Annotated in this window: 25 protein-coding genes and 1 tRNA gene; 23 read left to right on the top strand and 3 right to left on the bottom strand. The window is 44.8% G+C overall.

The window, feature by feature from the left end; genetic code table 11:
* The first annotated feature begins 62 nt into the window (after positions 1–62).
* Positions 63–138, top strand: a tRNA-Gly gene (locus tag OH456_RS25800).
* Between the two features lie 593 nt (positions 139–731).
* Here OH456_RS25800 and queG read toward each other — a convergent pair.
* A complete protein-coding gene (gene queG / locus OH456_RS25795; protein ID WP_006075253.1) occupies positions 732–1,859 on the bottom strand; it encodes a tRNA epoxyqueuosine(34) reductase QueG in 1,128 nt (375 codons plus the stop codon).
* A gap of 247 nt (positions 1,860–2,106) precedes the next feature.
* Between queG and tsaE the strand changes: the two genes are divergently transcribed.
* The 13 genes from tsaE to rlmB all read left to right on the top strand — a co-directional run bounded on the left by tsaE (position 2,107) and on the right by rlmB (position 17,180).
* Positions 2,107–2,571, top strand: coding sequence for a tRNA (adenosine(37)-N6)-threonylcarbamoyltransferase complex ATPase subunit type 1 TsaE (tsaE, locus tag OH456_RS25790; protein WP_006075252.1), 465 nt, complete (start codon positions 2,107–2,109; stop codon positions 2,569–2,571).
* A gap of 20 nt (positions 2,572–2,591) precedes the next feature.
* Positions 2,592–4,283 (top strand): LysM peptidoglycan-binding domain-containing protein, encoded by a 1,692-nt coding sequence (locus OH456_RS25785; RefSeq protein ID WP_006075251.1) that lies wholly within the window; start codon positions 2,592–2,594, stop codon positions 4,281–4,283.
* A gap of 34 nt (positions 4,284–4,317) precedes the next feature.
* Positions 4,318–6,318, top strand: coding sequence for a DNA mismatch repair endonuclease MutL (mutL, locus tag OH456_RS25780; protein ID WP_270034465.1), 2,001 nt, complete (start codon positions 4,318–4,320; stop codon positions 6,316–6,318).
* A complete protein-coding gene (gene miaA / locus OH456_RS25775; protein ID WP_006075249.1) occupies positions 6,315–7,262 on the top strand; it encodes a tRNA (adenosine(37)-N6)-dimethylallyltransferase MiaA in 948 nt (315 codons plus the stop codon). Before mutL ends, miaA begins: the two co-directional genes overlap by 4 nt.
* A 190-nt stretch (positions 7,263–7,452) precedes the next feature.
* Positions 7,453–7,716, top strand: coding sequence for an RNA chaperone Hfq (gene hfq, locus OH456_RS25770; protein ID WP_006075248.1), 264 nt, complete (start codon positions 7,453–7,455; stop codon positions 7,714–7,716).
* Positions 7,717–7,760: 44 nt separating this feature from the next.
* Positions 7,761–9,050 (top strand): ribosome rescue GTPase HflX, encoded by a 1,290-nt coding sequence (gene hflX, locus OH456_RS25765; RefSeq protein ID WP_198557252.1) that lies wholly within the window; start codon positions 7,761–7,763, stop codon positions 9,048–9,050.
* A gap of 45 nt (positions 9,051–9,095) precedes the next feature.
* Entirely contained in the window at positions 9,096–10,298 is a 1,203-nt protein-coding gene (hflK, locus tag OH456_RS25760) for an FtsH protease activity modulator HflK (protein WP_006075246.1), read from the top strand.
* 2 nt (positions 10,299–10,300) lie between these two features.
* Positions 10,301–11,281, top strand: a complete 981-nt coding sequence (gene hflC / locus OH456_RS25755; RefSeq protein WP_006075245.1) for a protease modulator HflC — start codon at positions 10,301–10,303, stop codon at positions 11,279–11,281.
* Positions 11,282–11,340: 59 nt separating this feature from the next.
* Positions 11,341–11,529 (top strand): DUF2065 domain-containing protein, encoded by a 189-nt coding sequence (locus OH456_RS25750; protein WP_124940541.1) that lies wholly within the window; start codon positions 11,341–11,343, stop codon positions 11,527–11,529.
* Between the two features lie 133 nt (positions 11,530–11,662).
* Positions 11,663–12,979 carry an adenylosuccinate synthase gene (locus tag OH456_RS25745; RefSeq protein WP_006075243.1) on the top strand — a complete coding sequence of 439 codons (1,317 nt, stop codon included), beginning with the start codon at positions 11,663–11,665 and terminating at the stop codon, positions 12,977–12,979.
* 224 nt (positions 12,980–13,203) lie between these two features.
* Positions 13,204–13,860 (top strand): flagellar protein MotX, encoded by a 657-nt coding sequence (motX, locus tag OH456_RS25740; RefSeq protein ID WP_216613809.1) that lies wholly within the window; start codon positions 13,204–13,206, stop codon positions 13,858–13,860.
* A gap of 94 nt (positions 13,861–13,954) precedes the next feature.
* A complete protein-coding gene (gene rnr, locus OH456_RS25735) occupies positions 13,955–16,426 on the top strand; it encodes a ribonuclease R (RefSeq protein ID WP_240207680.1) in 2,472 nt (823 codons plus the stop codon).
* A 16-nt stretch (positions 16,427–16,442) separates the two neighbouring features.
* Positions 16,443–17,180 (top strand): 23S rRNA (guanosine(2251)-2'-O)-methyltransferase RlmB, encoded by a 738-nt coding sequence (gene rlmB, locus OH456_RS25730; RefSeq protein ID WP_270034464.1) that lies wholly within the window; start codon positions 16,443–16,445, stop codon positions 17,178–17,180.
* 70 nt (positions 17,181–17,250) lie between these two features.
* On the opposite strand, the gene OH456_RS25725 is transcribed toward rlmB, so the two are convergent.
* Entirely contained in the window at positions 17,251–17,478 is a 228-nt protein-coding gene (locus OH456_RS25725) for a SlyX family protein (RefSeq protein ID WP_006075239.1), read from the bottom strand.
* A gap of 5 nt (positions 17,479–17,483) precedes the next feature.
* Positions 17,484–18,464, bottom strand: coding sequence for a WD40 repeat domain-containing protein (locus OH456_RS25720; RefSeq protein ID WP_038223262.1), 981 nt, complete (start codon positions 18,462–18,464; stop codon positions 17,484–17,486).
* Between the two features lie 160 nt (positions 18,465–18,624).
* Between OH456_RS25720 and fkpA the strand changes: the two genes are divergently transcribed.
* The 9 genes from fkpA to OH456_RS25675 form a co-directional block, all read left to right on the top strand.
* Positions 18,625–19,410, top strand: a complete 786-nt coding sequence (gene fkpA, locus OH456_RS25715) for an FKBP-type peptidyl-prolyl cis-trans isomerase (RefSeq protein ID WP_038224550.1) — start codon at positions 18,625–18,627, stop codon at positions 19,408–19,410.
* A 223-nt stretch (positions 19,411–19,633) separates the two neighbouring features.
* Entirely contained in the window at positions 19,634–20,308 is a 675-nt protein-coding gene (locus OH456_RS25710; RefSeq protein WP_051647237.1) for a helix-turn-helix transcriptional regulator, read from the top strand.
* Position 20,309: 1 nt separating this feature from the next.
* Complete coding sequence (gene tusD, locus OH456_RS25705) at positions 20,310–20,705, top strand: sulfurtransferase complex subunit TusD (RefSeq protein WP_038224549.1); 396 nt, start codon at positions 20,310–20,312, stop codon at positions 20,703–20,705.
* Positions 20,702–21,058, top strand: a complete 357-nt coding sequence (gene tusC / locus OH456_RS25700; RefSeq protein ID WP_062462320.1) for a sulfurtransferase complex subunit TusC — start codon at positions 20,702–20,704, stop codon at positions 21,056–21,058. Before tusD ends, tusC begins: the two co-directional genes overlap by 4 nt.
* Before the next feature lie 10 nt (positions 21,059–21,068).
* Positions 21,069–21,332: a sulfurtransferase complex subunit TusB gene (gene tusB / locus OH456_RS25695; RefSeq protein ID WP_268668072.1), complete on the top strand. Its 264-nt coding sequence runs from the start codon at positions 21,069–21,071 to the stop codon at positions 21,330–21,332.
* Positions 21,333–21,507: 175 nt separating this feature from the next.
* Positions 21,508–21,882: a 30S ribosomal protein S12 gene (rpsL, locus tag OH456_RS25690; RefSeq protein WP_004399892.1), complete on the top strand. Its 375-nt coding sequence runs from the start codon at positions 21,508–21,510 to the stop codon at positions 21,880–21,882.
* Between the two features lie 97 nt (positions 21,883–21,979).
* Positions 21,980–22,450, top strand: coding sequence for a 30S ribosomal protein S7 (gene rpsG / locus OH456_RS25685; protein WP_031493416.1), 471 nt, complete (start codon positions 21,980–21,982; stop codon positions 22,448–22,450).
* Positions 22,451–22,527: 77 nt separating this feature from the next.
* Positions 22,528–24,624: an elongation factor G gene (fusA, locus tag OH456_RS25680; RefSeq protein WP_038224544.1), complete on the top strand. Its 2,097-nt coding sequence runs from the start codon at positions 22,528–22,530 to the stop codon at positions 24,622–24,624.
* Between the two features lie 123 nt (positions 24,625–24,747).
* A partial coding sequence (locus OH456_RS25675; RefSeq protein WP_270034423.1) for a GTP-binding protein occupies positions 24,748–25,230 on the top strand: 483 nt, incomplete at its 3' end.

Raw genomic sequence — 25,230 nt, 5'->3', positions numbered from 1 at the left:
CGTGTGTCGCTCCATTTTCCTAAAGTGAAAGAAATAATCGTTATTTAATTAGCGATAATAATGCGACACTAGCTCAGTTGGTAGAGCGCAACCTTGCCAAGGTTGAGGTCACGAGTTCGAACCTCGTGTGTCGCTCCAATTTCTTCCTCATAATGGACACCAAAAGCGGTCATCTCATTAAGAGATAGCAAAGTTGAGAAACTTCGTCCCTTCACCGCATGCTCTTTCCTAATGCTGAGAAGCATCACTCCCAAAAATTAAGTCATTCAGTTATTGCATTACTCATAAGTAACGCAATGCACTGAACTGTGTATCTAATTTCTACACACCTGAACAGCACTAGGCGTCTGCCTTTGTTGCGATTCTGTCACAGTTAAATTAACAGACTTATCCACATTTTTATTTTGTGGATAACTTGGTTGATAAATTGTATTTGAAGGTCCTTAAGGTAGGGGGCTTGAAAGATCTTTACACCGATATTGGTAATGCTAAAGATTGATATTTGTTACTAAGTGATTGAAATTAAATAAAATAAGTGGCGTTCTGTTGTTTTTTTCTTGACAGCAAAATGATCAGCAAGTGACGTTTTTTTGATCCTAGTCATATATTGAAACTGTGTTTAACCTGATTTCTCAACGACTAACCGCTAATGAAAATGTAGTTTTTCCACAAATGTAGATTTGAGATATTAGTCAAGAAAATTAATTTGATTTTTCTACAACCATTGATGGCTATGCGTCTCGGGGTAACCCTTTTTTTACGATACGGATGAGACGTTGGTTTTTAGTATGAAGGCTGGTATCTAGATTCACAGGTAGCTGCCCGAGCTGTTTCTGCAAGGCCCATTCGATGTGTGGATCTAGAAGGTCGGATTGTCCCTCTATCTGTTCTAGCTGCTCGATATAAGTTTGAGAGAAAGGCGCATTCCCCATCGCGATGATGATATTTCGTTGCCATTGCTCGTGACCGATTCTTCGAATGGCTGAGCCTTCCATATTTTTAAGGAAAGTGGCTTCATCCCAGGAAAGCAAAATGTCGAGATTGGTATCGGCAAAACTATTGCGTCTTTGAAAGTCTTGTCGTTGGCTGAGCTCTGCATAACGATTCCAAGGACAAACCAGTTGGCAGTCATCGCACCCATAGATTCGGTTTCCCATCGCTTCGCGAAATTCTAGTGGAATGACCCCTTTGTATTCGATGGTGAGGTAGGAAATACAGCGGCGAGCATCAATAACGCCGTTTTCCAAAATCGCACCAGTAGGGCAGGATGTTACGCACGCTCGACACTTTCCACACTCGTTATTTACCGGGTTATCCGTAGGAAGAGGCAAGTCGATAAATAGTTCACCTAAAAAGAACCAAGAGCCAGCTTCTTTATCCAGTAATAATGAGTGTTTTCCTATCCACCCTAATCCGGCTTTTTCTGCTAGAGGGCGTTCTAAAACGGGGGCTGAATCGACAAATGGACGATAACCAAGCTCTGAGACTTCTTGTTCTATTTTTTGACCTAGTTTTTTGAGTAGATTACGAATCAGTTTGTGGTAATCACGTCCAAGAGCATACCGACTGATATAACCCGAGTGCTTATCTTCTAAATTGGATGCAAAATTCGCGTCTTCCGGAAGGTAATCCATTCTGACACTGATAATTCGACAGGTATTTGGATGTAGCTTATCTGGGTGAATTCTTAAATCTTGGTGTGTTTCCATCCAAGCCATATCACCATGATATCCAGCGGCCAACCAGTTTTTGAGAACAGTTTCTTGGTCTTGCAAATCGATATCACTAATACCGACCTTTTGAAAACCGAGCTCTTGTCCCCATTGTTTGATGTCACTGGCAAGCTTGTTTAAGTCCATCATGATTACTCAAATAGAAAAGGACGCGTATTCTATACTCAAAACCAATACTAACCCAAGTATGAGCACCAAAAAGTCCTTAATCTACTTTAGAACAAACTTTCATCGACTATTTTGTGTATGCACAGTAGGGATAACGATAAAATAATGGTAAATTTTCTGATTACTTACATAAGATCACTTGTCTACGAAAAGCGACACAGTTTACTATTTCGACTCTCAAAGGCACCACTCAGAGAAAAATGTGATGAGCACTAAAAAATTTACCTTAGCAGATGAATCCGCAACGATTTTAATTGGAACTAAACTGGCCAATCTCTGTTCAAAACAGACAACGATTTATTTGCATGGTGATCTTGGCGCTGGGAAGACCACATTCAGTCGTGGCTTTATTCAGAGTCTCGGACATAGGGGTAATGTAAAAAGCCCGACTTATACCTTGGTAGAGCCCTATCAGCTTGATGGTTGGAACGTATATCACTTCGACCTATATCGCTTAGCGGATCCTGAAGAACTTGAGTTCATGGGTATTCGTGATTACTTCTCGGATGATGCCATCTGTTTAGTGGAGTGGCCTGAAAAAGGAATTGGCGTCTTACCTGATGCCGATATTGATATCGAGATTAAGTATGTTGGCGAGGCAAGAGAGATTGCCTTCACCGCAAATAGCGATTATGGAAGAGAATTAATAAGTCAGTTGGAGTTAAATTGATCAGTCGTTTTCTTAGCAGCATGGTTAAAGTCATGCTGCCAATCTTGTTGATGTTTCCTACCGTTACTTTAGCCAATGCGTTAGAGGGTCTCCGCGTTTGGCCGTCACCGGACGAAACGCGTGTTGTTATCGACCTTAAGTCTGAAGCGGACTACAGTTATTTCTCACTATCGGGCCCAAGCCGAATTGTAGTGGATCTTAAAAACACAACCTTAAACACCAAGTTACCAATGAACGTAACCGATAGCCCGGTGCTGAGCAAAATTCGTAAAAGCTCACCCCCTAGCAAAGGGACCTATCGTTTGGTGTTCGAGTTAAAGAAGTCTTCAACGCCGCAAATATTTAAACTGAATCCCACACCGGGGGGGCAGTACGGACATCGTCTGGTTATCGACTTGCCTCACGGTAAAGCGAGTAACCAACCTAAAGCAACGGTACCAAGCAGTAAAACGGCAGTAAGTCGTGATGCTTCTCAGTTGAGAGGCACAGCAGATATTATCGTTGCAATTGATGCTGGCCATGGCGGTGAAGATCCGGGTTCGATTGGACCAACTAAGAAATACGAAAAACACGTGACCTTGAGCGTGTCGAAAAAACTGGCTGCACAGATCGATGCTATTCCGGGCATGAAGGCAGTATTGACTCGCCGTGGTGACTATTTTGTCAATCTTAATAAACGTTCTGAGATTGCACGTAAGAATAAAGCACACTTATTGGTTTCAATTCACGCCGATGCGTTTAGAACGCCACAACCTCGTGGTGCGTCAGTGTTTGTCCTGAATACTAGACGAGCGAACACCGAGATTGCGCGCTGGGTAGAGAATCACGAGCAGCAATCTGAATTATTGGGCGGTGCTGGTGAGGTGTTATCGAAGAACACCAACGATAGAAATGTCAGTCAAACACTCTTAGATTTGCAATTTAGTCACTCTCAAAAAGAGGGCTACAAAGTCGCAACTAAGATTTTAAAAGAGATGGGTAAAGTTGCGCATCTTCATAAGAAAGAGCCTGTTAATGCGAGCCTAGCGGTGTTGAAATCACCGGATATTCCTTCGGTTCTGGTTGAAACTGGCTTTATTTCCAACCCAACAGAAGAGCGCTTGCTGACGACTCGTAGTCACCAAGATAAATTGGCGCGTGCCTTAGCCAAAGCGATCGTCCAGTATTTTGAAGCGAATCCGCCGGAAGGGACTTTGTTTGCCAATCGCGGCCAGCAGAAAAAACATACCGTGAAGCGTGGTGAATCCTTATCTGTGATTGCTCAAAATTATGGGACGTCGGTCTCGGCTATTAAGAGTGCCAATAACCTGAAGAGTACTTCGCTGGCGGTAGGACAAACGTTGGTGATTCCTGGGAGCAGCGCACCAGTGAAGGTCAGCAGCAAGGTAAATACGGTTGAAACTAAAACGGTAACCCATACTGTGGCCAAAGGTGACTACTTGGGTAAGATTGCCAACAAATACAAAGTCTCCGTTGCGGATATTAAACGTGAGAACAACCTCAAATCTGATGTATTGAAACTGGGGCAGAAACTCAAAATCACAGTCAGTTTAAAAGACCTACCTCTTCGTAAGCACAAAGTGCAGCGAGGGGAGTTCTTAGGCAAGATTGCATCTAAGTATGGTGTGACCGTTCAAAGTATACGAGATGCGAACAAGCTACGTTCAGACTCATTGGCTGTAGGCCAAGTCTTGTTGATACCTAATAAGTAAACAAGAATGATGTAGCTCATTTTGGAGAAGATAAGTGACGATTAAGATACTCCCCGCTCGACTGGCTAACCAAATTGCCGCGGGTGAAGTGGTGGAACGACCAGCTTCGGTAGTAAAGGAGTTAGTCGAAAATAGTCTTGATTCTGGTGCGACTCGTATCGATATTGATATCGAAAAAGGTGGTGCCAAACTTATCCGCGTTCGTGATAACGGCAAAGGGATTGCTAAAGATGAGTTGCAACTGGCACTTAGTCGTCACGCGACGTCGAAGATTCATACCTTGGATGATCTTGAAGCCATTATGAGCCTAGGCTTTCGCGGTGAAGCATTAGCAAGTATAAGCTCTGTGGCTCGATTGACACTGACTTCTCGTCCAGCCACGCAAGAACAAGCTTGGAGTGCATATGCCGAAGGGCGTGACATGGCAGTGAAGCTTAAACCTGCTGCACATCCCATTGGTACTACACTTGAAGTCCTTGACCTGTTTTTCAACACACCAGCAAGACGCAAGTTTTTACGTACTGAGAAAACGGAATTCACTCATATTGATGAGCTATTAAAACGGATCGCCTTGAGCCGTTTTGACGTCTCGATCAACCTGAAGCACAACGGTAAGTTAGTAAGGCAGTACCGTGCTGCAAAGACCGATGCGCAAACAGAGAAGCGAATAGCAGCCGTGTGTGGAGCACCATTTGTGCGCAATATGCTTAAGATTGAGTTGCAGCATAATGATTTGAAATTACATGGCTGGATTACCACCCCGGAAGGTGCCAGAGCTCAAAGTGATCTGCAATATTGCTATGTGAATGGTCGTATGATGAAAGACAAACTCATCAATCATGCGATTCGTCAAAGCTACGAAAACAGTCTAGCCCCAGAGCAGTTTGCTGCTTATATCTTGTTTATTGATATCGACCCTCATCAAGTGGACGTGAATGTGCATCCTGCAAAACATGAAGTTCGCTTTCATCAAGCTCGTCTGGTTCACGACTTTATATACCAAGCTCTGAGTGATGCTTTGGTTCAGGCTAAGTCTATTGACGCTCAGCCAGTTTCTCCAGCAGCTTTTAGCACATCGGCTAACAGTCAAAATGAAGCAAAAGTCACCGCACACCGAGAGCCGGAGCAAACATCGAGAATTGATGTCGACGATGCTACGCTTAGTGCTGTGGAAAGCATACCTGCCTATCCTGGTAGAGCGGATTATCAAAGACGTGATAGTCAATCAGAGTATGCTGTGCAAAGTACTTCGGTAGGTCATGAAATTGCAGAGCATTCTCCTCGTAGCGACTGGGTATCTGAGCGTGGTGCGAAGACTTCTAGCAATAAGAGTTCGGCTCGTGTCATAGAAAAAGCGCCAACGGCCGACGAAGTTCGAGTCTATCAGGAGTTGATGCAAACGCCCGATATTGAAACTAACGTCCATCAGTTGCCTGAACCTGAAATGCAAAAGCCAAACCAGATAGACGTGAATATTGAGCGAATTGGTAAGGCCATTGCCATTGTCGAACAATGTTATGTGCTAGTGAAGGCGGAGCCCATTTGCGCGGTGGTGTCTTTGCGCCGGGCTGAGTTTTACAAACTGTTCGCTCAATTGAGCCCAAAAACAAGTGCGTTGACCATGCAGCCACTGTTGGTGCCACTCTCATTGAAAGTCAATGAAGGGCAATTAAAAGCGGTTGAGACTCATGAGCAGCTTATGTTGAACTTTGGAATCGATATTAAGGTACGCAATAAACAAACTGTAATGGTGATGGGGGTGCCTTCACCATTAAGGCAGCAAAATTTGCAATTGTTAATTGATGAAATGCTGTCATACTTGGCAACCCTTGAGCAGCATGATCAAACCACCAGTCAGTTAAGCCTTTGGTTAGCGAAAAAAGTGCTGCAAGTGAAAAGTAGCTACACTTTATCTGAATCCGTTCAGTTGCTTGGCAACCTTGAACAGCTCTACGAAGGTCAGCTACCGTTAAGCGACCCTAAATTTGTTCGACCTGTCGATTTTACGGCCACAATTGCAGCATTTTCATCATGAATCAAAAATTACCACTCGTTTTGTTTTTAATGGGTCCAACCGCATCCGGTAAGACCGACTTAGCCATTCGTCTTCGTCAGCAATACCCTGTGGAGATCATCAGTGTTGATTCAGCCTTAATATACAAGGGCATGGATATTGGTACCGCAAAGCCAGATGCCGATGAGCTTGCACTAGCGCCACATCGCTTAATCGATATTTTGGATCCAGCAGAGGCGTATTCTGCGGCGGATTTTAGACGCGATGCTTTGAACGAAATTGCCAAAATTCACGCTGAAGGTAAGATCCCGCTGCTGGTTGGTGGCACAATGCTGTACTTTAAAGCACTATTACAAGGCCTATCGCCGTTACCTGCAGCGAACCCGGAAATCCGCAAACAGATCGAGCAAGAAGCCACAGAAAAAGGGTGGCAAGCACTTCATAATGAACTTCGAGCGATAGATCCTGTCTCAGCAGAGAGGATACATCCAAATGATCCTCAGCGACTATCACGTGCGCTTGAAGTGTATCGTATCTCTGGTAAGTCATTGACAGAATTGACTGAAACCAAAGGCGAGCCTTTACCATTTCGTGTTAAACAATTTGCGGTAGCGCCCAAAGATCGTGCTTTGTTACATAAACGAATTGAATTGCGCTTTGAGAAAATGATACAAGCAGGCTTTGAAGATGAAGTCAAAGCGTTATATGCTCGTGAAGATCTTCACCCAGATCTGCCGTCTATTCGTTGTGTCGGATATCGTCAGATGTGGGAATATTTGGACGGAGAGAGCACTTTAGATGACGCGATCTTTCGCGGGATCTGTGCGACTCGCCAATTGGCCAAGCGTCAAATCACCTGGTTAAGGAGTTGGGATGATTTGGTTTGGTTAGACAGCGAACATGTTGAGGATTCAATGAAAACTCTCACAGATGCCATAGCATCTGATGGCATTAACTGTGTATAATGTGGTCGCTTTTGCGTATTTGTACCCAAAAAGGAACTGAGTTTTGTTTTCAAAGGCAATAGTTGTTCTATGATTATAAAACTAAGGGGTATTTCATTGGTTTAGCTCAGATGCAAAGGCAGCACCTAACATTGCAGTGCACCAATAGCTAAATAATTAAAACTACAATATTAATATAAGGAAAATAAAAATGGCTAAGGGGCAATCTCTTCAAGACCCATTCCTAAATGCACTACGTCGCGAGCGTATTCCAGTATCAATCTACCTTGTAAACGGGATCAAGCTACAAGGTCAAATTGAGTCTTTCGATCAGTTTGTGATCCTTTTGAAAAACACCGTAAATCAAATGGTTTATAAGCATGCGATTTCTACGGTTGTTCCAGCTCGTGCGGTTAGCCATCATAGTGGTGAGCGTCCAGCTGGTGATCGTCAACAAGAGAAATCTGACGATTAATACCGAATTTAATAAAACAAGACAATTAAATAGGAGTTGGTAGCTTGTTTGACCGTTATGAATCGGGGGAGCAAGCTGTACTTGTTCATATCAACTTCACGCAAGAAGGTGAGTGGGAAGATCTTAGCGAATTTGAGATGCTCGTATCTTCTGCAGGCGTTAATGCGTTACAGGTAGTAACCGGAAGCCGGCAGTCCCCTCACCCGAAATACTATGTTGGAGAAGGTAAAGCTCAGGAGATTGCGCAGACAGTGCAGTTAACTGGTGCTGACATTGTGATTTTTAATCACGCCCTTTCTCCTGCCCAAGAGCGTAATTTAGAAAGTCTGTGTAAATGTCGAGTCTTGGATCGCACTGGTCTGATCCTCGACATTTTTGCTCAGCGAGCACGTACCCACGAAGGTAAGTTGCAAGTAGAGCTAGCACAGTTGCGTCACATATCGACTCGATTGATTCGAGGTTGGACGCACCTTGAAAGGCAAAAAGGTGGTATTGGTTTACGTGGTCCCGGCGAAACTCAGTTAGAGACCGACCGTCGACTTCTGCGTGATCGAATTAAAGCGATTTTGCGTCGTCTAGAAAAAGTCGCAAAACAGCGTGAACAAGGCAGACGAGCCCGAAACAGAGCTGAAATCCCAACGATTTCCCTAGTAGGTTATACCAACGCGGGCAAATCAACACTGTTTAACCGTATTACTGAAGCAGGGGTGTATGCTGCTGACCAGTTATTCGCAACACTCGACCCCACTTTAAGAAAAATACAACTAGCGGACGTCGGTCCGGCTATCCTTGCGGATACGGTAGGATTTATCCGTCATCTACCGCATGATTTAGTCGCGGCATTTAAGGCAACACTGCAAGAAACGCAGGAAGCTGACATTTTGTTACATGTTGTCGATGCCAGTGATGACCGATTTCGTGAGAATATTCAAGCTGTTCATGACGTGCTAGAAGAGATAGATGCACATGAAGTGCCTTCTCTCGTTGTGATGAATAAAATAGATAATCTAGATGGCCAACGTCCACGTATAGAACGTAATGGCGAAGGAATTCCGAGAGCCGTTTGGGTTTCTGCCATGGAAGGGCAAGGAATCGAACTGTTGTTCGAAGCGCTAACAGAGCGCTTAGCGAGCCAAATGGTTCAATATCAATTGCGAATTCCGCCGCAGTTTCAAGGGCGATTTCGTAGTACATTTTTCCAGATGAATTGTATTCAACGTGAAGAATACGACGAAGAAGGTAACTTGTTGATTGATATTCGGATGCAACAAGTAGATTGGTCTAGACTTGAAAAAAGAGAAGGGGCAGTTTTGAGTGACTTTATAGTTACTTAAAGGACTGCTACAGTATAACGTCATACTAAATGATGGAGCTTCCTAATGGCGTGGAATGAGCCTGGTAATAACAATGGAAACAACGGCCGCGATAAAGACCCATGGGGTAATAACAATCGTGGTGACCGGAACTCCGGTGGTCGTGATCAAGGACCGCCTGATTTAGATGAAGTCTTTAATAAGCTGAGTCAGAAAATCGGTGGTAAGTTTGGTAAACGTGGTGGTAATGGTGGCCCATCAATTGGCGGTGGTGGTAGTGCAATAGGCTTTGGTGTCATTGCATTAATCGCAGTCGCTATTTGGTTCTTTTCTGGCTTCTATACCATTAGTGAAGGTGAGCGAGGTGTCGTTCTCCGTCTCGGTAAATTCGATCGAATCGTCGACCCAGGTCTGAACTGGCGTCCTCGCTTTATCGACGAATACCAACCTGTTAACGTGCAAGCAATTCGCTCGCTACGTGCATCAGGTACCATGCTGACAAAAGACGAAAACGTAGTTTCAGTTTCAATGGACGTACAGTACCGCGTCTCTGATCCATACAAGTATCTGTTTGTTGTCACTAACGCTGATGACAGCTTAAGCCAAGCAACTGACTCGGCTCTACGTGCAGTAATCGGTGATTCACTGATGGATAGTATCCTGACCAGTGGTCGTCAACAGATTCGTCAAAGCACTCAAGAAACGCTGAATGAGATCATTGATAACTACGATATGGGTCTGTCCATCGTTGACGTCAACTTCCAGTCAGCTCGTCCACCAGAGCAAGTTAAAGATGCATTTGATGATGCGATCGCTGCTCGAGAGGATGAAGAGCGTTTCATTCGAGAAGCAGAAGCGTACAAAAACGAGATTATTCCTAAAGCGACAGGTCGTTCTGAGCGTTTGAAGAAAGAAGCTCAAGGTTATTCCGAGAGAATAACCAACGAAGCGCTAGGTCAAGTTGCTCAGTTTGAAAAACTACTCCCAGAATATCAAGCGGCGCCTGAGGTTACTCGTAACCGTCTGTACCTAGATACGATGGAAGAAGTGTACTCAAATACATCTAAGGTTCTTATTGACTCTGAATCAAGTGGTAACCTGTTGTACTTGCCTATCGATAAGCTAGCAGGTCAAGAAGGTACATCTAAGTCACGTAAGCCAAAGGAAACATCGGCTTATGAACAGATTCAATTAGATCCGTCGGCCAGCGATACTTCTTCAAGCAACAATACGTCTCGCAATAACTCGACGCGTCAAGGGAGATACTAATAATGCGTAAATTGATGATACCAGTATTAGTCGTTGCCTTAGCATTGATGCTGATGTCTTTGTTCGTCATCCCTGAAGGTGAGCGTGGCATCGTAATTCGATTTGGTCGTGTTCTTACCGATGACAACCAAGTATCTCGCATCTACGAACCTGGTTTGCATTTCAAGATGCCACTGTTCGATCGAGTGAAAACATTGGACGCACGTATCCAGACAATGGATGGCCGCGGTGACCGTTTCGTAACGTCAGAGAAAAAAGACGTCATCATCAACACTTATGTTAAGTGGAAGATTGAAGATTTCCGTCAATACTATCTGGCAACGGGTGGCGGTAATGCTCTTACTGCGCAAGCGCTTTTAGAACGTAAGGTTACCGATGTGCTACGTTCTGAAATCGGTGCTCGTGAGATCAAGCAGATTGTTTCTGGTCCTCGTAACAACGATGTACTTCCTGAAAGTGCAGACAGTGAAGAAGTCACCACTGAAGCGGCTAAGCAAGCTCTAGAGATTGATGGCGAACGCGATAAGATCATGAGCAACGTGCTTCGCGATACCCGTGAAAGCGCGATGAAAGATTTAGGTGTTCGTGTTGTTGACTTCCGTATGAAGAAAATCAACCTTCCTGATGAAATCAGTGAATCGATTTATCGTCGTATGCGTGCTGAGCGTGAGTCAGTAGCTCGTAAGCACCGTTCTCAAGGTCGTGAGAAAGCAGAAGTTATTCGTGCTCAAGCTGAGCTAGAAGTGGCAACACTATTGGCTGAAGCAGACAAAACAGCTCGTGTAACTCGAGGTGGTGCAGACGCAAAAGCAGCAGCTATCTACTCTTCGGCGTATAACAAAGACCCAGAGTTCTTTAGCTTCCTACGTTCACTATCGGCGTATAAGACGTCATTCTCTGACAAGAGCGATATCTTAGTTCTTGATCCTAAGAGTGAGTTCTTCCGTTACATGAACGATATGAACGGCGCTCCAGTTAAATAATCTTACGCTATACCGTAATAGGGCTCCTCAAGGGAGCCCTATTTTTTGGGAGAAAAACAATGTCACAGTCGTTATGGATTGCCTTGGGTTTAGTGTTAGTTGTCGAAGGACTAGGACCCCTACTTGCCCCGCGAGGTTGGCGAAACATGGTTTCCCAATTAGCTCAGCAGCCTGATGAGAATTTAAGAAGAATCGGCGGCTGTCTTGTTGTGGCAGGTGCTGTAATTACCTTCATGATGCTAAACTAGCCACAATATCGTTTTTTTATTAGCCAGCATCAGTCACTTACCACAAAGCGGGATTCCAATGCTTAAAAAATGACTGCAAATTTGTGATTTCGATGCTAGAATCCTTTTTTAACTAGCAATCAGATTTGGAAAGATGGGTAATAACGTAGTCGTTCTGGGCACCCAATGGGGTGACGAAGGTAAAGGTAAAATCGTAGACCTTTTAACTGAAGATGCAAAGTACGTGGTTCGCTACCAAGGCGGTCACAATGCAGGTCACACTCTAGTCATTAACGGTGAAAAAACCGTTCTTCATTTGATTCCATCAGGCATTCTTCGCGATAACATTAAGTGTGTTATTGGTAATGGTGTTGTTCTTTCACCAGAAGCACTTCTTAAAGAAATGAAGCCTCTAGAAGAACGTGGTATTCCGGTTCGCGAGCGTCTTTTCGTTTCTGAAGCTTGTCCTCTAATTCTTCCTTACCACATTGCTATTGACCAAGCGCGTGAAATCGCTCGTGGTAATAAAGCAATTGGTACAACTGGTCGTGGTATCGGTCCAGCATACGAAGACAAAGTTGCACGTCGCGGTCTACGCGTTGGTGATCTTTTCGATAAAGAAGTCTTCGCTGAGAAGCTAAAAGAAGTCATGGAGTTCCATAACTTCCAACTAGAGCACTTCTACAAAGCAGACACAGTAAGCTATGACGAAGTTCTAGAACAATGCATGGGTTATGCAGACCTTCTAACTTCAATGGTTATTGATGTAACTGATGAACTTGATGCAGCGCGTAAACGTGGTGACAAGATCATGTTCGAAGGTGCTCAAGGTACGCTTCTAGATATCGACCACGGTACATACCCTTATGTAACGTCTTCAAACACTACCGCTGGCGGTGTTGCGGCAGGTTCAGGTTTTGGTCCTCGTCATATCGGTTACATTCTAGGTATTACTAAAGCTTACTGTACTCGTGTTGGTTCAGGTCCATTCCCGACAGAGCTTTACGATGGCCTAGATAAGCAAGACCCAGTAGGTAAGCACCTTGGTGATGTTGGTCACGAGTTCGGTGCTACAACAGGTCGTCTACGTCGTACTGGTTGGTTTGATGCCGTAGCAATGCGTCGTGCAGTACAAATCAACTCTATCTCAGGTTTCTGTCTAACTAAACTAGACGTGCTTGACGGTCTAGAAGAGCTGAAAATCTGTACTGGTTACAAGATGAAAGATGGCTCTATCTTGGAAGTTTCTCCAATGGCTGCTGAAGCTTTTGAAGAAGCAACACCAATTTACGAAACTATGCCTGGTTGGTCTGAAACAACATTTGGTGCAACGTCTATCGAGCAACTTCCTCAAGCCGCTCTAGACTACATCAAGCGTATTGAAGAACTGACAGGCGTACCAGTAGATATTATCTCTACAGGTCCAGATCGTAACGAAACGATCATTAAGGTTCAGCCATTCGAGGCTTAATCGATTGAAAGTTCTAAAAAGCCAGCATTTACGCTGGCTTTTTTTATTGGTGATGAACATTGAGCAAATGTGATCTTGTGCCAAGGTTTTGACGTCTTTGAACTTCAGCTATTCAAAAGTGGCAATATATTGCCACTTTTCCCATTTTTTCTCTAAAGCGAGGCGAGTAACTGCCGATAAAAGTTAAACCATCCATAAGCGTTGGTTGGCTTTGGTACTTGCGTATGAGGAGTAGTTACACAGTGATTAAGCGACACAAACTAGCAGCACTTGTTTGCATGGCGCTACTTGGCTCTGTAAAAACACTTCACGCCAAAGAAGTGGGGGCTCCGATCCCTATCTATTCTGAAGATGAACTGATTGGTTTAATTGAAGAAAATCGACATCTAGCTCGAGTCAAAGCAGATAACTGTCAGCTGGTTGAAGATATTATGGCGCGCGCGACCCGCATCAACTTACCTTCCTATGAATTTCTTTATGGCGATATGCTTGCTTGGGGTGTTTGTGTGCCTCAAGATGTTGAGTTGGGTCTGTACTACATGGAAAATGCAGCCCATCAAGGATTACCGGTAGCGCTTGAACAGCTAGGCCGCTATTACTCTCGTGGTACTTTTGTGCAGCAAGATAAAGAGCGAGCCATTCCCTATTTTAGAGAAGCGGCGTCAATGGGCAATATTGATGCGAGGATTCAACTTGCAGAATTGTTGCTTCGAGATTTTGGTAGCCCTCTGGACTACGAAGATGCATATCGTTGGCTCTACAACTCGGTGACTCCCGATAGTCGTAAGCATAAACGTATCTCTATGTTAAGACGTGGCTTAGAGCAACGTATGCCTGAAAACATTATCGCAAGGGCAAAGCGTCGAACGACGTTCTGGTAATCTTTCAGCAATACGAGAAATTCAAAGCATTTCTGTAGCTTATCTGCTCTGTCAGTTATAATCGACGTATCCCTCCTAAAATATAGGTCAGACTATGTCGAACAAGCCTAGCGATATCAAAGTAGACGACCCTTTTGCAGAAAGAGAGTCCCAAAACTACGACAACCCAATTCCAAGCCGAGAATTCATCACCGATTTCTTAGAAAGCGTTAATGTACCAATGAACAGAAATGATCTGTTTGAAGCATTAGGGCTTGAAGGCGAAGAGCATTATGAAGGGCTGCGTCGTCGTTTACGTGCTATGGAGCGTGATGGCCAGTTGGTCTTTACTCGACGCCAGTGTTATGCCTTACCAGATAAATTAGAAATGATTAAAGGCTATGTCATAGGTCATAAAGATGGACATGGCTGGGTGAGACCTGAAGGAAGCATGAATAAGGACAATGATGTTCTGCTTCCTCATCACCAAATGCGTACACTATTGCATGGCGATTTTGTATTAGTACAGCCATCTGGCACCGATAAACGTGGTCGAAAGGAAGGGCGACTCGTACGTGTGTTGGAAGAGCGCAAGACGCAAGTCGTAGGCCGATTTTTCCTAGAATACGGTTACGCCTATGTCGTTGCTGATGATTCTCGTATTAGCCAAGATATCCTAATCCCGAACGAACACCGAGGCGGTGCCCGAATGGGCAATGTTGTTGTGGTTGAAGTGACTGACCGTGGCAGCCGATCTCGTGGAATGATGGGGCAAGTAGTTGAAGTGCTCGGCGAGAACATGGCGCCTGGCATGGAAACCCAAATAGCAATTCGCACTCATCAAATTCCTCATGAGTGGCCAGCTGAAGTTGAAAAGCAAGTTCAGCAATTTGGCGAATTTGTACCTGAAGAGGCTAAAAAGGGCCGCGTTGATCTACGCGAGTTGCCTCTTGTCACGATTGATGGTGAAGATGCTCGTGACTTTGATGATGCCGTCTACTGTGAACGTAAAAAAAGTGGTGGTTGGCGCTTATGGGTTGCGATCGCGGATGTCAGCTATTATGTTCGTCCGGATTCCCCTCTAGATAAAGAAGCCATCGTACGTGGTAACTCTGTTTATTTCCCATCTCAGGTGGTTCCTATGTTACCTGAGGTATTGTCGAACGGATTGTGTTCGCTTAACCCTCAAGTAGACCGTTTATGTATGGTGTGCGAAATGACCATTTCGGAAACGGGCAAACTTTCAGGTTATAAGCATTACGAAGCCGTGATGAACTCCCATGCTCGCCTAACCTATAACAAAGTGAGTGATATTTTAGAGGGTAACGAAGAGTTACGTGAACGCTATAGTGCGTTAGTGCCACACTTGCATGAGCTCCACAATATGTATCAAGTGCTGAAAGAAGCACGTGACCATCGTGGTGCAATTGAGTTCGAAACAGTAGAAACCAAATTTATCTTCAATGCAGAGCGTAAAATTGACCGCATCGAACCTGTGATTCGCAATGATGCCCATAAGATCATCGAAGAATGTATGATATTGGCAAATATTGCTTCCGCTTCTCTGGTTGAGAAAGCCAAAGAGCCGGCCCTGTATCGTATTCACGAGACTCCGGGAGAGGAAAGGCTGCAAGGCTTTAGAGATTTCTTGGGAGAGCTTGGCTTAGATTTATCTGGTGGTTTAGACCCGTCACCAACGGATTACGCTGAGCTGATTCGAAAAATCCAGCAGCGCCAAGACAAAGAGTTGATCCAGACCATGCTATTACGCTCAATGAAGCAAGCGGTGTATAACGCAGATAATGCAGGTCACTTTGGGTTAGCGCTCAAACGCTATGCGCACTTTACTTCTCCAATCCGTCGTTATCCTGACTTGTTGCTGCATCGAGCGATTAAGTATCTAATTGCTAAGCAAGAAGGTCGCAACACCGATCGATGGACACCAACCGGTGGCTACCATTATTCCTTCGATGATATGGACTTCTATGGTGAGCAATGTTCGATGACAGAGCGCCGAGCAGATGATGCGACACGTGATGTGGCAGATTGGCTCAAGTGTGAGTACATGCAAGACCATGTTGGCGAAGTTCTTGATGGTGTTATTGCGAATGTCACCGGTTTTGGGTTCTTTGTACGTTTAACGGAATTGCACATTGATGGTTTGGTGCATATTTCCTCACTTGCTAATGACTACTATCAGTTTGATCCAATAGGTCAAAGACTTATCGGTGAAAGCTTTGGTGCGATTTATCGATTAGGTGATGCGGTAAAAGTAAAAGTGCTGGCGGTTAACCTCGATGAGAAGAAAATAGACTTTGAATTAGAGGAAACAAGTCGTAAGCTACGCGGCAAAGGAAAAACGGCTAAAAAACGTGTTGCTGAAGCTGAGAAGAAAAAAGCGAAGGCAAAACAACGTGTCGCAGAAGTAAGAGGTAAGCGAGGCGCAAAAGCTAAGCCTCTTGTCGAAGCAACGAAAAGGCCTGACGGACAAGAAGACGTATTGCCGCATAAGCGCAAAAAGTCCAAAGCCGAAAAAGCTCGCAAGAACAAAGCGCGCAGTAAAGCGGGTCGAGCGAAGAAAAAATAGAATTCAAGGTTAAACCATGAGTAACGAATTTATCTACGGCATACATGCTGTGAAAGCTGTATTGGAAAGAGATCCAGTACGTTTTATAGAAGCGTACGTATTAAAGGGGCGTCAAGATGAGCGCTTGATGCCAGTGCTGAATGAATTGACTCAAATTGGTGTGTCGATTCAGCAAATGAACCGTAAGACGCTTGATGACAAAGCACGTGGTGCCAATCATCAGGGAATCATTGCGAAAGTAAAACCAGCTAAGCAGCTCAATGAGAATGATCTAGACAGTATTCTAAGCCAGCATGCTCAGCCACTATTGCTAATTCTTGATGGTGTGACTGACCCTCATAATTTGGGTGCTTGTTTACGTAATGCCGATGCGGCAGCTGTTGCTGCTGTTATTGTGCCGAAAGATCGCTCTGCGCCATTAACGGCCACTGTCAGTAAAGTGGCCTGTGGTGCCGCCGAGACCGTTCCTTTGGTTCGCGTAACTAACCTCGCTCGTACAATGCGATCATTGCAAGAGCAAGGAATCTGGATTGCAGGGACTGCTGGGGAAGCTACTCACGATATCTACCAAGCGAAACTTGATGGACCTTTAGCGATTGTTATGGGTGCGGAAGGTGACGGTATGCGCCGTTTAACTCGTGAGACGTGTGACGATCTGATTAAAATTCCAATGGCGGGCTCGGTATCAAGTTTGAACGTTTCGGTAGCATCGGGGATTTGTTTATTTGAAGCGGTACGCCAACGCGCGCTTTAGTGATTTAGCAGGACTTATAGATAATCCAAAAGCCCCAGCATTACGCAGGGGCTTTCTTATATCTGGACAATCAGTAATGAGGAGGGGGCGTTTCTTCTGAAGGATCGGCAAGGTTGGACGTATCCATATTTTTCACTTTACCAACAACATACTTCATTTGATCTTGCATTTTACTGATCAGTAGCTGCTGTTGAGTTAAGGCGTCATTGAGCTCTTCGATGGTCTGCTCTTGGAATGCCATTTTGCATTCCATATCGTTAATTCTCTCTTCGAGAGCCTGAACTTCTTTATTACTCATAATCTCTACTCACTCAAATTCCAAGCCTGCACAACACCGGCAGAAGAGGCTGAGAGGACGCGTTGGTTGCTCTCAAAAGCGGCATCATACACTACTCCTCGAGGCGGACGAACATCTTTTAACATCTCAACTTCGAAGCCTTCTATCCGTTTACCAGATTGCGTGTCCCAGATGACCATTCTAGAAGAGGGAGAGCCGGTGACTAAACGAGTGCCGTCATCGGAAAAGCGCGCAGAGGAGAAGATAAGCTGTCGAGTCCAGCTGCTTAGCTGACTGACCTCTTTGCCAGTTTTCAGATCCCAAATAATGGCATTATTTCCACTATCTGAAGTGAGGGCGTATAAACCATCGCGTTGTAGTTCCACTGTGCCGACCCGTTGCTCATGTTCAAATTGCTGTAATATTTGACCAGATTCGGTGCTCCAGAAGTAAGCATTATGGTCGTTGCCTCCTGATAGTGCGTATTTTCCATTAGGCGATAGTGAAACAGAATTCACTTTTTCTACGTGAGCGAGGAACTCTAGGCGTCTTCCAGTGACTAAATCGATGAATATGGCTTTACCATTACTGAGACCAATAAGCACTTCATCGCCATTATTGCCCAAAGCGATGTCTTGTATGAGTCCGTCAGAGATAGACCAAAGTCCGGTAGATTGAGACCAGGCTAAATCCCAGACGGCGAAGTTGGTTTGTGTGGCAGTGACAGCAAAGCGGCCATTATCGCTAAAACGAATGAGGGAAATAATATTCTGCTCAGGATCTTGAATGCCCAAGCGAGCTAACAGTTTGTTTTGGTTGAGGTCCCATAGCTGAAGGTGCTGCTGCTTGGAGTAAAGCAAGGCGAATCTGGCATCGCGGCTTAACGCAATGGCACTGGTTCCCTCTAACGCTAGGTCCCATTGTCTCTCTGAATCACTGGAGAAAAAGCAGCCATTTAACAGGCTGATGACAATTAACCACAGCACAGAATGAGATATTATTCGCATCATTAGCGTTATTCCACGTTGAGTCTTGAGTTTAAGCTAGTATATTTAAAGCTTGAGCTATGTAGAAATAGTTACTAGATTGAGATAGTTACGCATGCTGCGCTGAAAGACAAGTTTAATAAGTATGAGTAGGCGTTGAATTCCATAATCGGAGAATTAAATGAAATCACTATTTAAAGTGTCGCTACTTGCTGCGACAGTAATGTTGGCAGTCGGTTGTCAAAAAGAAGAACCAAAAGCAGAGCCAGCGGCGCAAGAGCAAGTTCAAGCGGAGACAGGCAAAGCGGTTCACTTTAAGACAGAAGATGATAAAGCAGCTTACGCAATCGGCGTTTCTTTCGCTAACTACCTAAGCACGAGCATTGAAAAACCGGCTGAGTTTGGCATCGAGCTGAAGAAAGAACTGGTTCTTAAAGGTATAGAACAAGCGTTTGCGGGTAAAGCTGAACTGACAGAAGATGAAATTCGTGCTGCACTGGAAGGTTTAGACAAGCGTGTTGCTGAAACTATGCAGAAGCAATCAGAAGAAAAAGCGGCTGCAGCTAAGAAAGCTGGTGACGATTTCCGTGCTGAATTCGAGAAACAAGATGGTGTGACTAAAACAGACTCTGGCTTACTGTACCAAGTAGAAACAGAAGGTACTGGTGCGCAACCAAAAGAGACTGACACAGTAGAAGTACACTACAAAGGTACTTTGATTGACGGCACTCAATTTGATAGCTCATACGATCGTGGTCAACCAGCGACATTCCCGCTTAACCGTGTTATTCCAGGTTGGACTGAAGGTGTTCAGCTAATGAAAGTGGGTTCTAAATACAAGTTCGTTATCCCACCAGAGTTAGCTTATGGCGAGCAAGACACACCAACGATTCCTGCGAACTCTACATTGGTATTTGAAGTAGAGCTGCTAAAAATCGATGGCGATGACGCTCAAGCAACTCAATAATTAATGCAATGAACGATAAAGACTCACTACGGTGGGTCTTTTTTTAGTTTGATGAAAGCCACGGTAGATAAAAAACTGCACTTTTTTTGCCCTAAATCACTTGTTAGAGACATACTTAGAGGTCAGCTTCAAATTTTCTGATAAACTTACGGTAATTTTTTTAAGTTATCTCTAGGGTCAAAGTACAGTGACTGAAATTACCAATCCCGATGAGCTGCTTGAAATGGAGTCAGTCGATGTGGCGCCATTTAGCGAGCATGACAAAATCATCCTTAAGTCCTATGAGGCCGTGGTCGATGGATTAGCGAGTTTAATTGGTCCATTTTGTGAAATCGTTCTGCACTCACTGGAGTCGTTAAATACTTCCGCGGTGAAAATTGCCAACGGTGAAAATACAGGGCGTCAAGTTGGCTCACCAATAACCGACCTAGCTCTTAAGATGCTCAAAGATATCGAAGGCTCTGAGCGTAACTTCTCTCGCTCATACTTCACTCGCGCTAAAGGTGGCGTGCTGATGAAGTCGATTACTATTGCGATTCGCAATGGTGATAATCGTGTCATTGGTTTGCTGTGTATTAACGTGAACTTAGATGCGCCATTCTCGCAAATCCTTCAATCTTTTATGCCTACACAAGATGCAAAAGATGCCGCATCTTCAGTGAACTTTGCCAGTGATGTAGAAGAGCTAGTAGACCAAACCGTAGAACGCACTATCGAAGACATCAATGCGGATAAATCGGTATCGAACAATACTAAGAACCGCCAGATTGTTATGGAGCTCTACGACAAAGGTATTTTTGATATTAAAGATGCGATAAATCGTGTCGCAGATCGTCTCAATATCTCAAAACACACCGTTTATCTCTATATCCGTCAGCGTAAGACTGAGGACGAATAACGTGTCTGCGTTAACCTATACATTAGTTATCAATGGATCGGTTTATGGGACTCAGTCTGCACGTAACGCGTTGCTCTTTGCTAAGGCTCTTATTGCTAGAGGACATAAGCTAGTGAGTGTGTTCTTTTATCAGGATGGGATTCACAATGCGTCGCGCCTTGTGGTACCTGCGAATGATGAGCTAGATTTGACAGCTGAGTGGCAGAGTTTGGCACAAGATTATGGTGTACGCTTAGAAACGTGCGTTGCCGCCTCTTTGCGACGTGGTGTCTTGGGTGTTGACGAAGCCTCACAACATACGCGCGATGTCGATAACTTAGCTCAAGGCTTTGAACTCGCTGGGTTGGGGAGCCTCGCCAGCGCTATGTTAACGCAAGACAGGGTGGTGCAGTTTTGACAACACTAGCGTTTGTATTTAACTCATTACCACATTCAACAGCAAAAGGGCGTGAAGGACTAGATGCACTGTTGGCGACATCGGCGTTTACTGAAGACATCAAAGTATTCTTTGTTGGCGCAGGTGTTAATCAGCTCAGACAAAACCAACACAGTGCCGACGTGTTATCACGTGACTACATCAGCGCATTTAAGCTGATGGAGTTGTATGACATTGAAGACGTCTTTGTCTGCGAGCAGAGTATGCTGCAATATCAGCTAGACTCCGAGCAACTGGTTATTGGTGCACAAGTAGTTGAAACGGGTGAAATTGCCAAACAGTTGAGTCTTTGTCATAAAGTATTAACGTTCTAGGTCTCCCTTTATGCTTCATATCATCAAAACCGAAATTGGCTACCAACAAGCACTTCGCTATTTATCGCAAGATGACCAAGTAATTTTGGTCGAAAATGCATGTTATTTAATCACTGACAAAAACTTAACGTTACCTTCGGCATGTTTCGTGTTGCAACCGGATCTTAGTGCCAGAGGGTTGATGTCTCTAGTATCAGAATCAACTCAAGTTGTGGATTTTAATGGGTTTGTTGAACTCACCGAACGACATGTTAATAGTACTACTTGGGAGTAGTCGTTTCATATCGCTTGCTGTAAACATGAAAACCCGGCAGTTAATCTAAAAAAGATCTGTATATTTCTTGACACACCTCCCACTGCTGCATAGAATTTTGCGTCCCTAATTGCCATTGGCGGTTAGGGCTAGATTTTTCACAAAGCTTACTTTCAAGTAAATCAGGAGCTAGTTAATGGCAACTATTAACCAGTTGGTACGTAAGCCTCGTGCAAAGCAAGTTGTTAAAAGCAACGTGCCTGCACTAGAAGCGTGCCCACAAAAACGTGGTGTATGTACTCGTGTTTACACTACTACACCTAAAAAACCTAACTCAGCACTTCGTAAAGTATGTCGTGTTCGTCTAACGAACGGCTTCGAAGTGACTTCGTACATCGGCGGTGAAGGTCACAACCTTCAAGAGCACAGTGTTGTTCTAATCCGTGGTGGTCGTGTTAAAGACCTTCCGGGTGTACGTTACCACACTGTTCGCGGCGCACTAGACTGTGCTGGCGTAAATGACCGTAAACAAGGTCGTTCTAAGTACGGTGTGAAGCGTCCTAAGTCTTAATGGATTCCGTTAAGTAAGGCCAAACACTAAATTATTTTTAATTTTTGAAGAAACTGTAAAGTTTTGGATAACCTGAAGAAGACAACGGAGAATATCCATGCCACGTCGTCGCGTAATTGGTCAGCGTAAGATCCTTCCAGATCCTAAGTTCAAATCTGAATTGCTGGCAAAGTTCGTTAACATCCTTATGGTTGACGGAAAGAAATCTACTGCAGAGAAAATTGTTTACACTGCACTAGAAGCTATGGCTGAGAAGTCTGGTAAAGACCACTTAGCTGTATTTGAAGAAGCTCTTGAAAATGTTCGCCCAGCGGTAGAAGTTAAATCTCGCCGTGTAGGTGGTTCAACTTACCAAGTACCTGTAGAAGTTCGTCCGGTTCGCCGTAACGCACTTGCTATGCGTTGGTTGGTTGAAGCTGCGCGTAAGCGTGGTGAAAAATCTATGGCTCAACGCCTAGCTGCTGAAATGCTAGACGCGTCTGAGAACAAAGGTACTGCGGTTAAGAAACGTGAAGACGTTCACCGCATGGCTGACGCTAACAAAGCGTTTGCTCATTACCGCTGGTAATACCTTTTCAGTGCTGCGAGGTTCTCTCGCAGCACTTTTCTATACTCTAAGGTTAACCTTAGTAAGAGGATACAATCGTGGCTCGTAAAACTCCTATTGAGCGCTATCGTAATATCGGTATCGTTGCTCACGTAGATGCAGGTAAAACAACCACAAGTGAGCGTATTCTGTTCTACACTGGCCTTTCTCACAAAATCGGCGAAGTTCACGATGGTGCTGCAACCATGGACTGGATGGAGCAGGAGCAAGAGCGTGGTATCACTATCACATCTGCTGCTACTACTACCTTCTGGCGTGGTATGGAAGCACAATTCCAAGATCATCGCGTAAACATCATTGATACCCCTGGACACGTTGACTTTACTATCGAAGTAGAGCGTTCTTTGCGTGTGCTTGATGGTGCAGTGGTTGTATTCTGTGGCTCATCAGGTGTTGAACCTCAGTCTGAAACTGTATGGCGTCAAGCTGATAAATATCACGTTCCACGTATGGTATTTGTGAACAAGATGGACCGTGCAGGCGCAGACTTCCTACGCGTTGTGGACCAAATTAAAAATCGTCTTGGTGCGAACCCAGTTCCAATCCAATTAAACATTGGTGCAGAAGATGAGTTCAAAGGTGTCATCGACCTTATCAAGATGAAAGCAATCAACTGGAACGATGCCGATCAAGGCATGACCTTCACTTACGAAGAGATTCCAGCAGAACTGCAAGATGAAGCTGAAGAGTGGCGCAACAACATGGTTGAAGCCGCTGCAGAAGCAAGCGAAGAGTTGATGGATAAATACCTTGAAGAAGGCGAACTAACGGAAGCTGAAATCAAGGCGGGTCTGCGTACTCGTACACTAAATAACGAAATTGTACTCGCAACATGTGGTAGTGCATTTAAGAACAAAGGTGTGCAAGCGGTACTAGACGCGGTTATCGAATATCTTCCTTCTCCAGTAGACGTACCTGCGATTAAAGGTATCGACGATGATGAGAACGAAGTAGAGCGTCACGCGGACGACAACGAACCATTCGCTGCACTTGCATTTAAGATTGCAACCGACCCGTTTGTAGGCACTCTAGCGTTTATGCGCGTTTACTCAGGTGTCGTAAACTCGGGTGATGCTGTTTACAACTCAGTGAAGCAAAAGCGTGAACGCTTTGGCCGTATCGTTCAAATGCACTCAAATAAGCGCGAAGAAGTAAAAGAAGTTCGTGCGGGTGACATTGCAGCAGCGATTGGTCTGAAGGACGTAACAACAGGTGATACCCTGTGTGACCAGAACCACAAAGTGATTCTTGAGCGCATGGAATTCCCTGAGCCAGTTATTCAGATCGCGGTAGAGCCTCGCTCTCAAGCTGACCAAGAGAAAATGGGTATTGCGCTAGGAAAACTGGCAGCAGAAGACCCGTCGTTCCGTGTGGAAACCGATGACGAAACTGGCCAAACGCTAATTTCAGGTATGGGTGAGCTTCACCTAGACATCATCGTTGACCGTATGAAGCGCGAATTCAGTGTTGATTGCAACGTGGGTAAACCTCAAGTTGCGTACCGCGAAACAATTCGCGGCAGCACAGAAGTTGAAGGCAAATTTGTTCGCCAATCAGGTGGTCGTGGTCAATATGGTCACGTATGGCTTAAGCTTGAGCCATCTGAAGCGGGTGAAGGGTTTGTGTTCGTTGACGAGATCGTGGGTGGTGTGGTTCCTAAGGAATACATCAGCTCGGTATCGAAAGGTATCGAAGAGCAGATGAACAACGGTGTTCTTGCTGGCTATCCTGTACTGGATGTCAAAGCAACACTGTATGATGGCTCTTACCATGATGTCGACTCTAGCGAGATGGCGTTTAAGATCGCCGGCTCGATGGCCTTCAGAAAAGGTGCGCTTGAAGCACAACCTGTTCTGCTTGAGCCAATGATGAAGGTTGAAGTAACGACTCCAGAAGATTGGATGGGTGATGTTGTTGGTGACCTTAACCGTCGCCGCGGCATGATCGAAGGTATGGATGACGGCCACGCTGGCCTTAAGATCATCCGTGCACAAGTACCGCTCTCTGAGATGTTTGGTTACGCAACTGACTTGCGTAGTGCGACCCAAGGTCGTGCGTCATATTCGATGGAATTTAGCGAATACGCTGAGACTCCGAAGAATGTGGCGGATGCGATTATTGCACAGCGCAGCTAATCAGCTATTGTTTAGTAATGAATCTGTTGCGTTGAGTAAAATTGACGCATAAAATAGCAAATTCTGGCGCGCCCCGACAAAATTCGTTCTCGGGGCGAATCATAACTAGGAAGGAACACGATCGTGTCTAAAGAAAAATTTGAACGTACTAAACCGCACGTTAACGTTGGTACTATCGGCCACGTTGACCACGGTAAAACAACTCTAACTGCTGCAATCTGTACTACTCTAGCTAAAGTGTACGGCGGTGAAGCGAAAGACTTCGCATCTATCGATAACGCTCCAGAAGAGCGTGAGCGCGGTATCACAATCGCAACTTCTCACGTTGAGTACGACACTCCAACTCGTCACTACGCACACGTAGACTGCCCAGGACACGCGGATTATGTTAAAAACATGATCACTGGTGCTGCGCAAATGGACGGTGGTATCCTAGTTGTTGCTGCAACTGACGGCCCAATGCCTCAGACTCGTGAGCACATCCTACTAGGCCGTCAGGTTGGTATCCCTTACATCATCGTATTCATGAACAAGTGTGACATGGTTGATGATGAAGAGCTTCTAGAGCTAGTTGAAATGGAAGTTCGTGAACTTCTATCTGAGTAT

The sequence above is a fragment of the Vibrio sp. La 4.2.2 genome (assembly GCF_027586995.1).
GTDB classification, from domain to species: domain Bacteria; phylum Pseudomonadota; class Gammaproteobacteria; order Enterobacterales; family Vibrionaceae; genus Vibrio; species Vibrio mediterranei.
The sequence above is the reverse complement of the archived record's forward strand: the minus strand, read 5'-3'. Positions and strand labels throughout refer to the sequence as shown.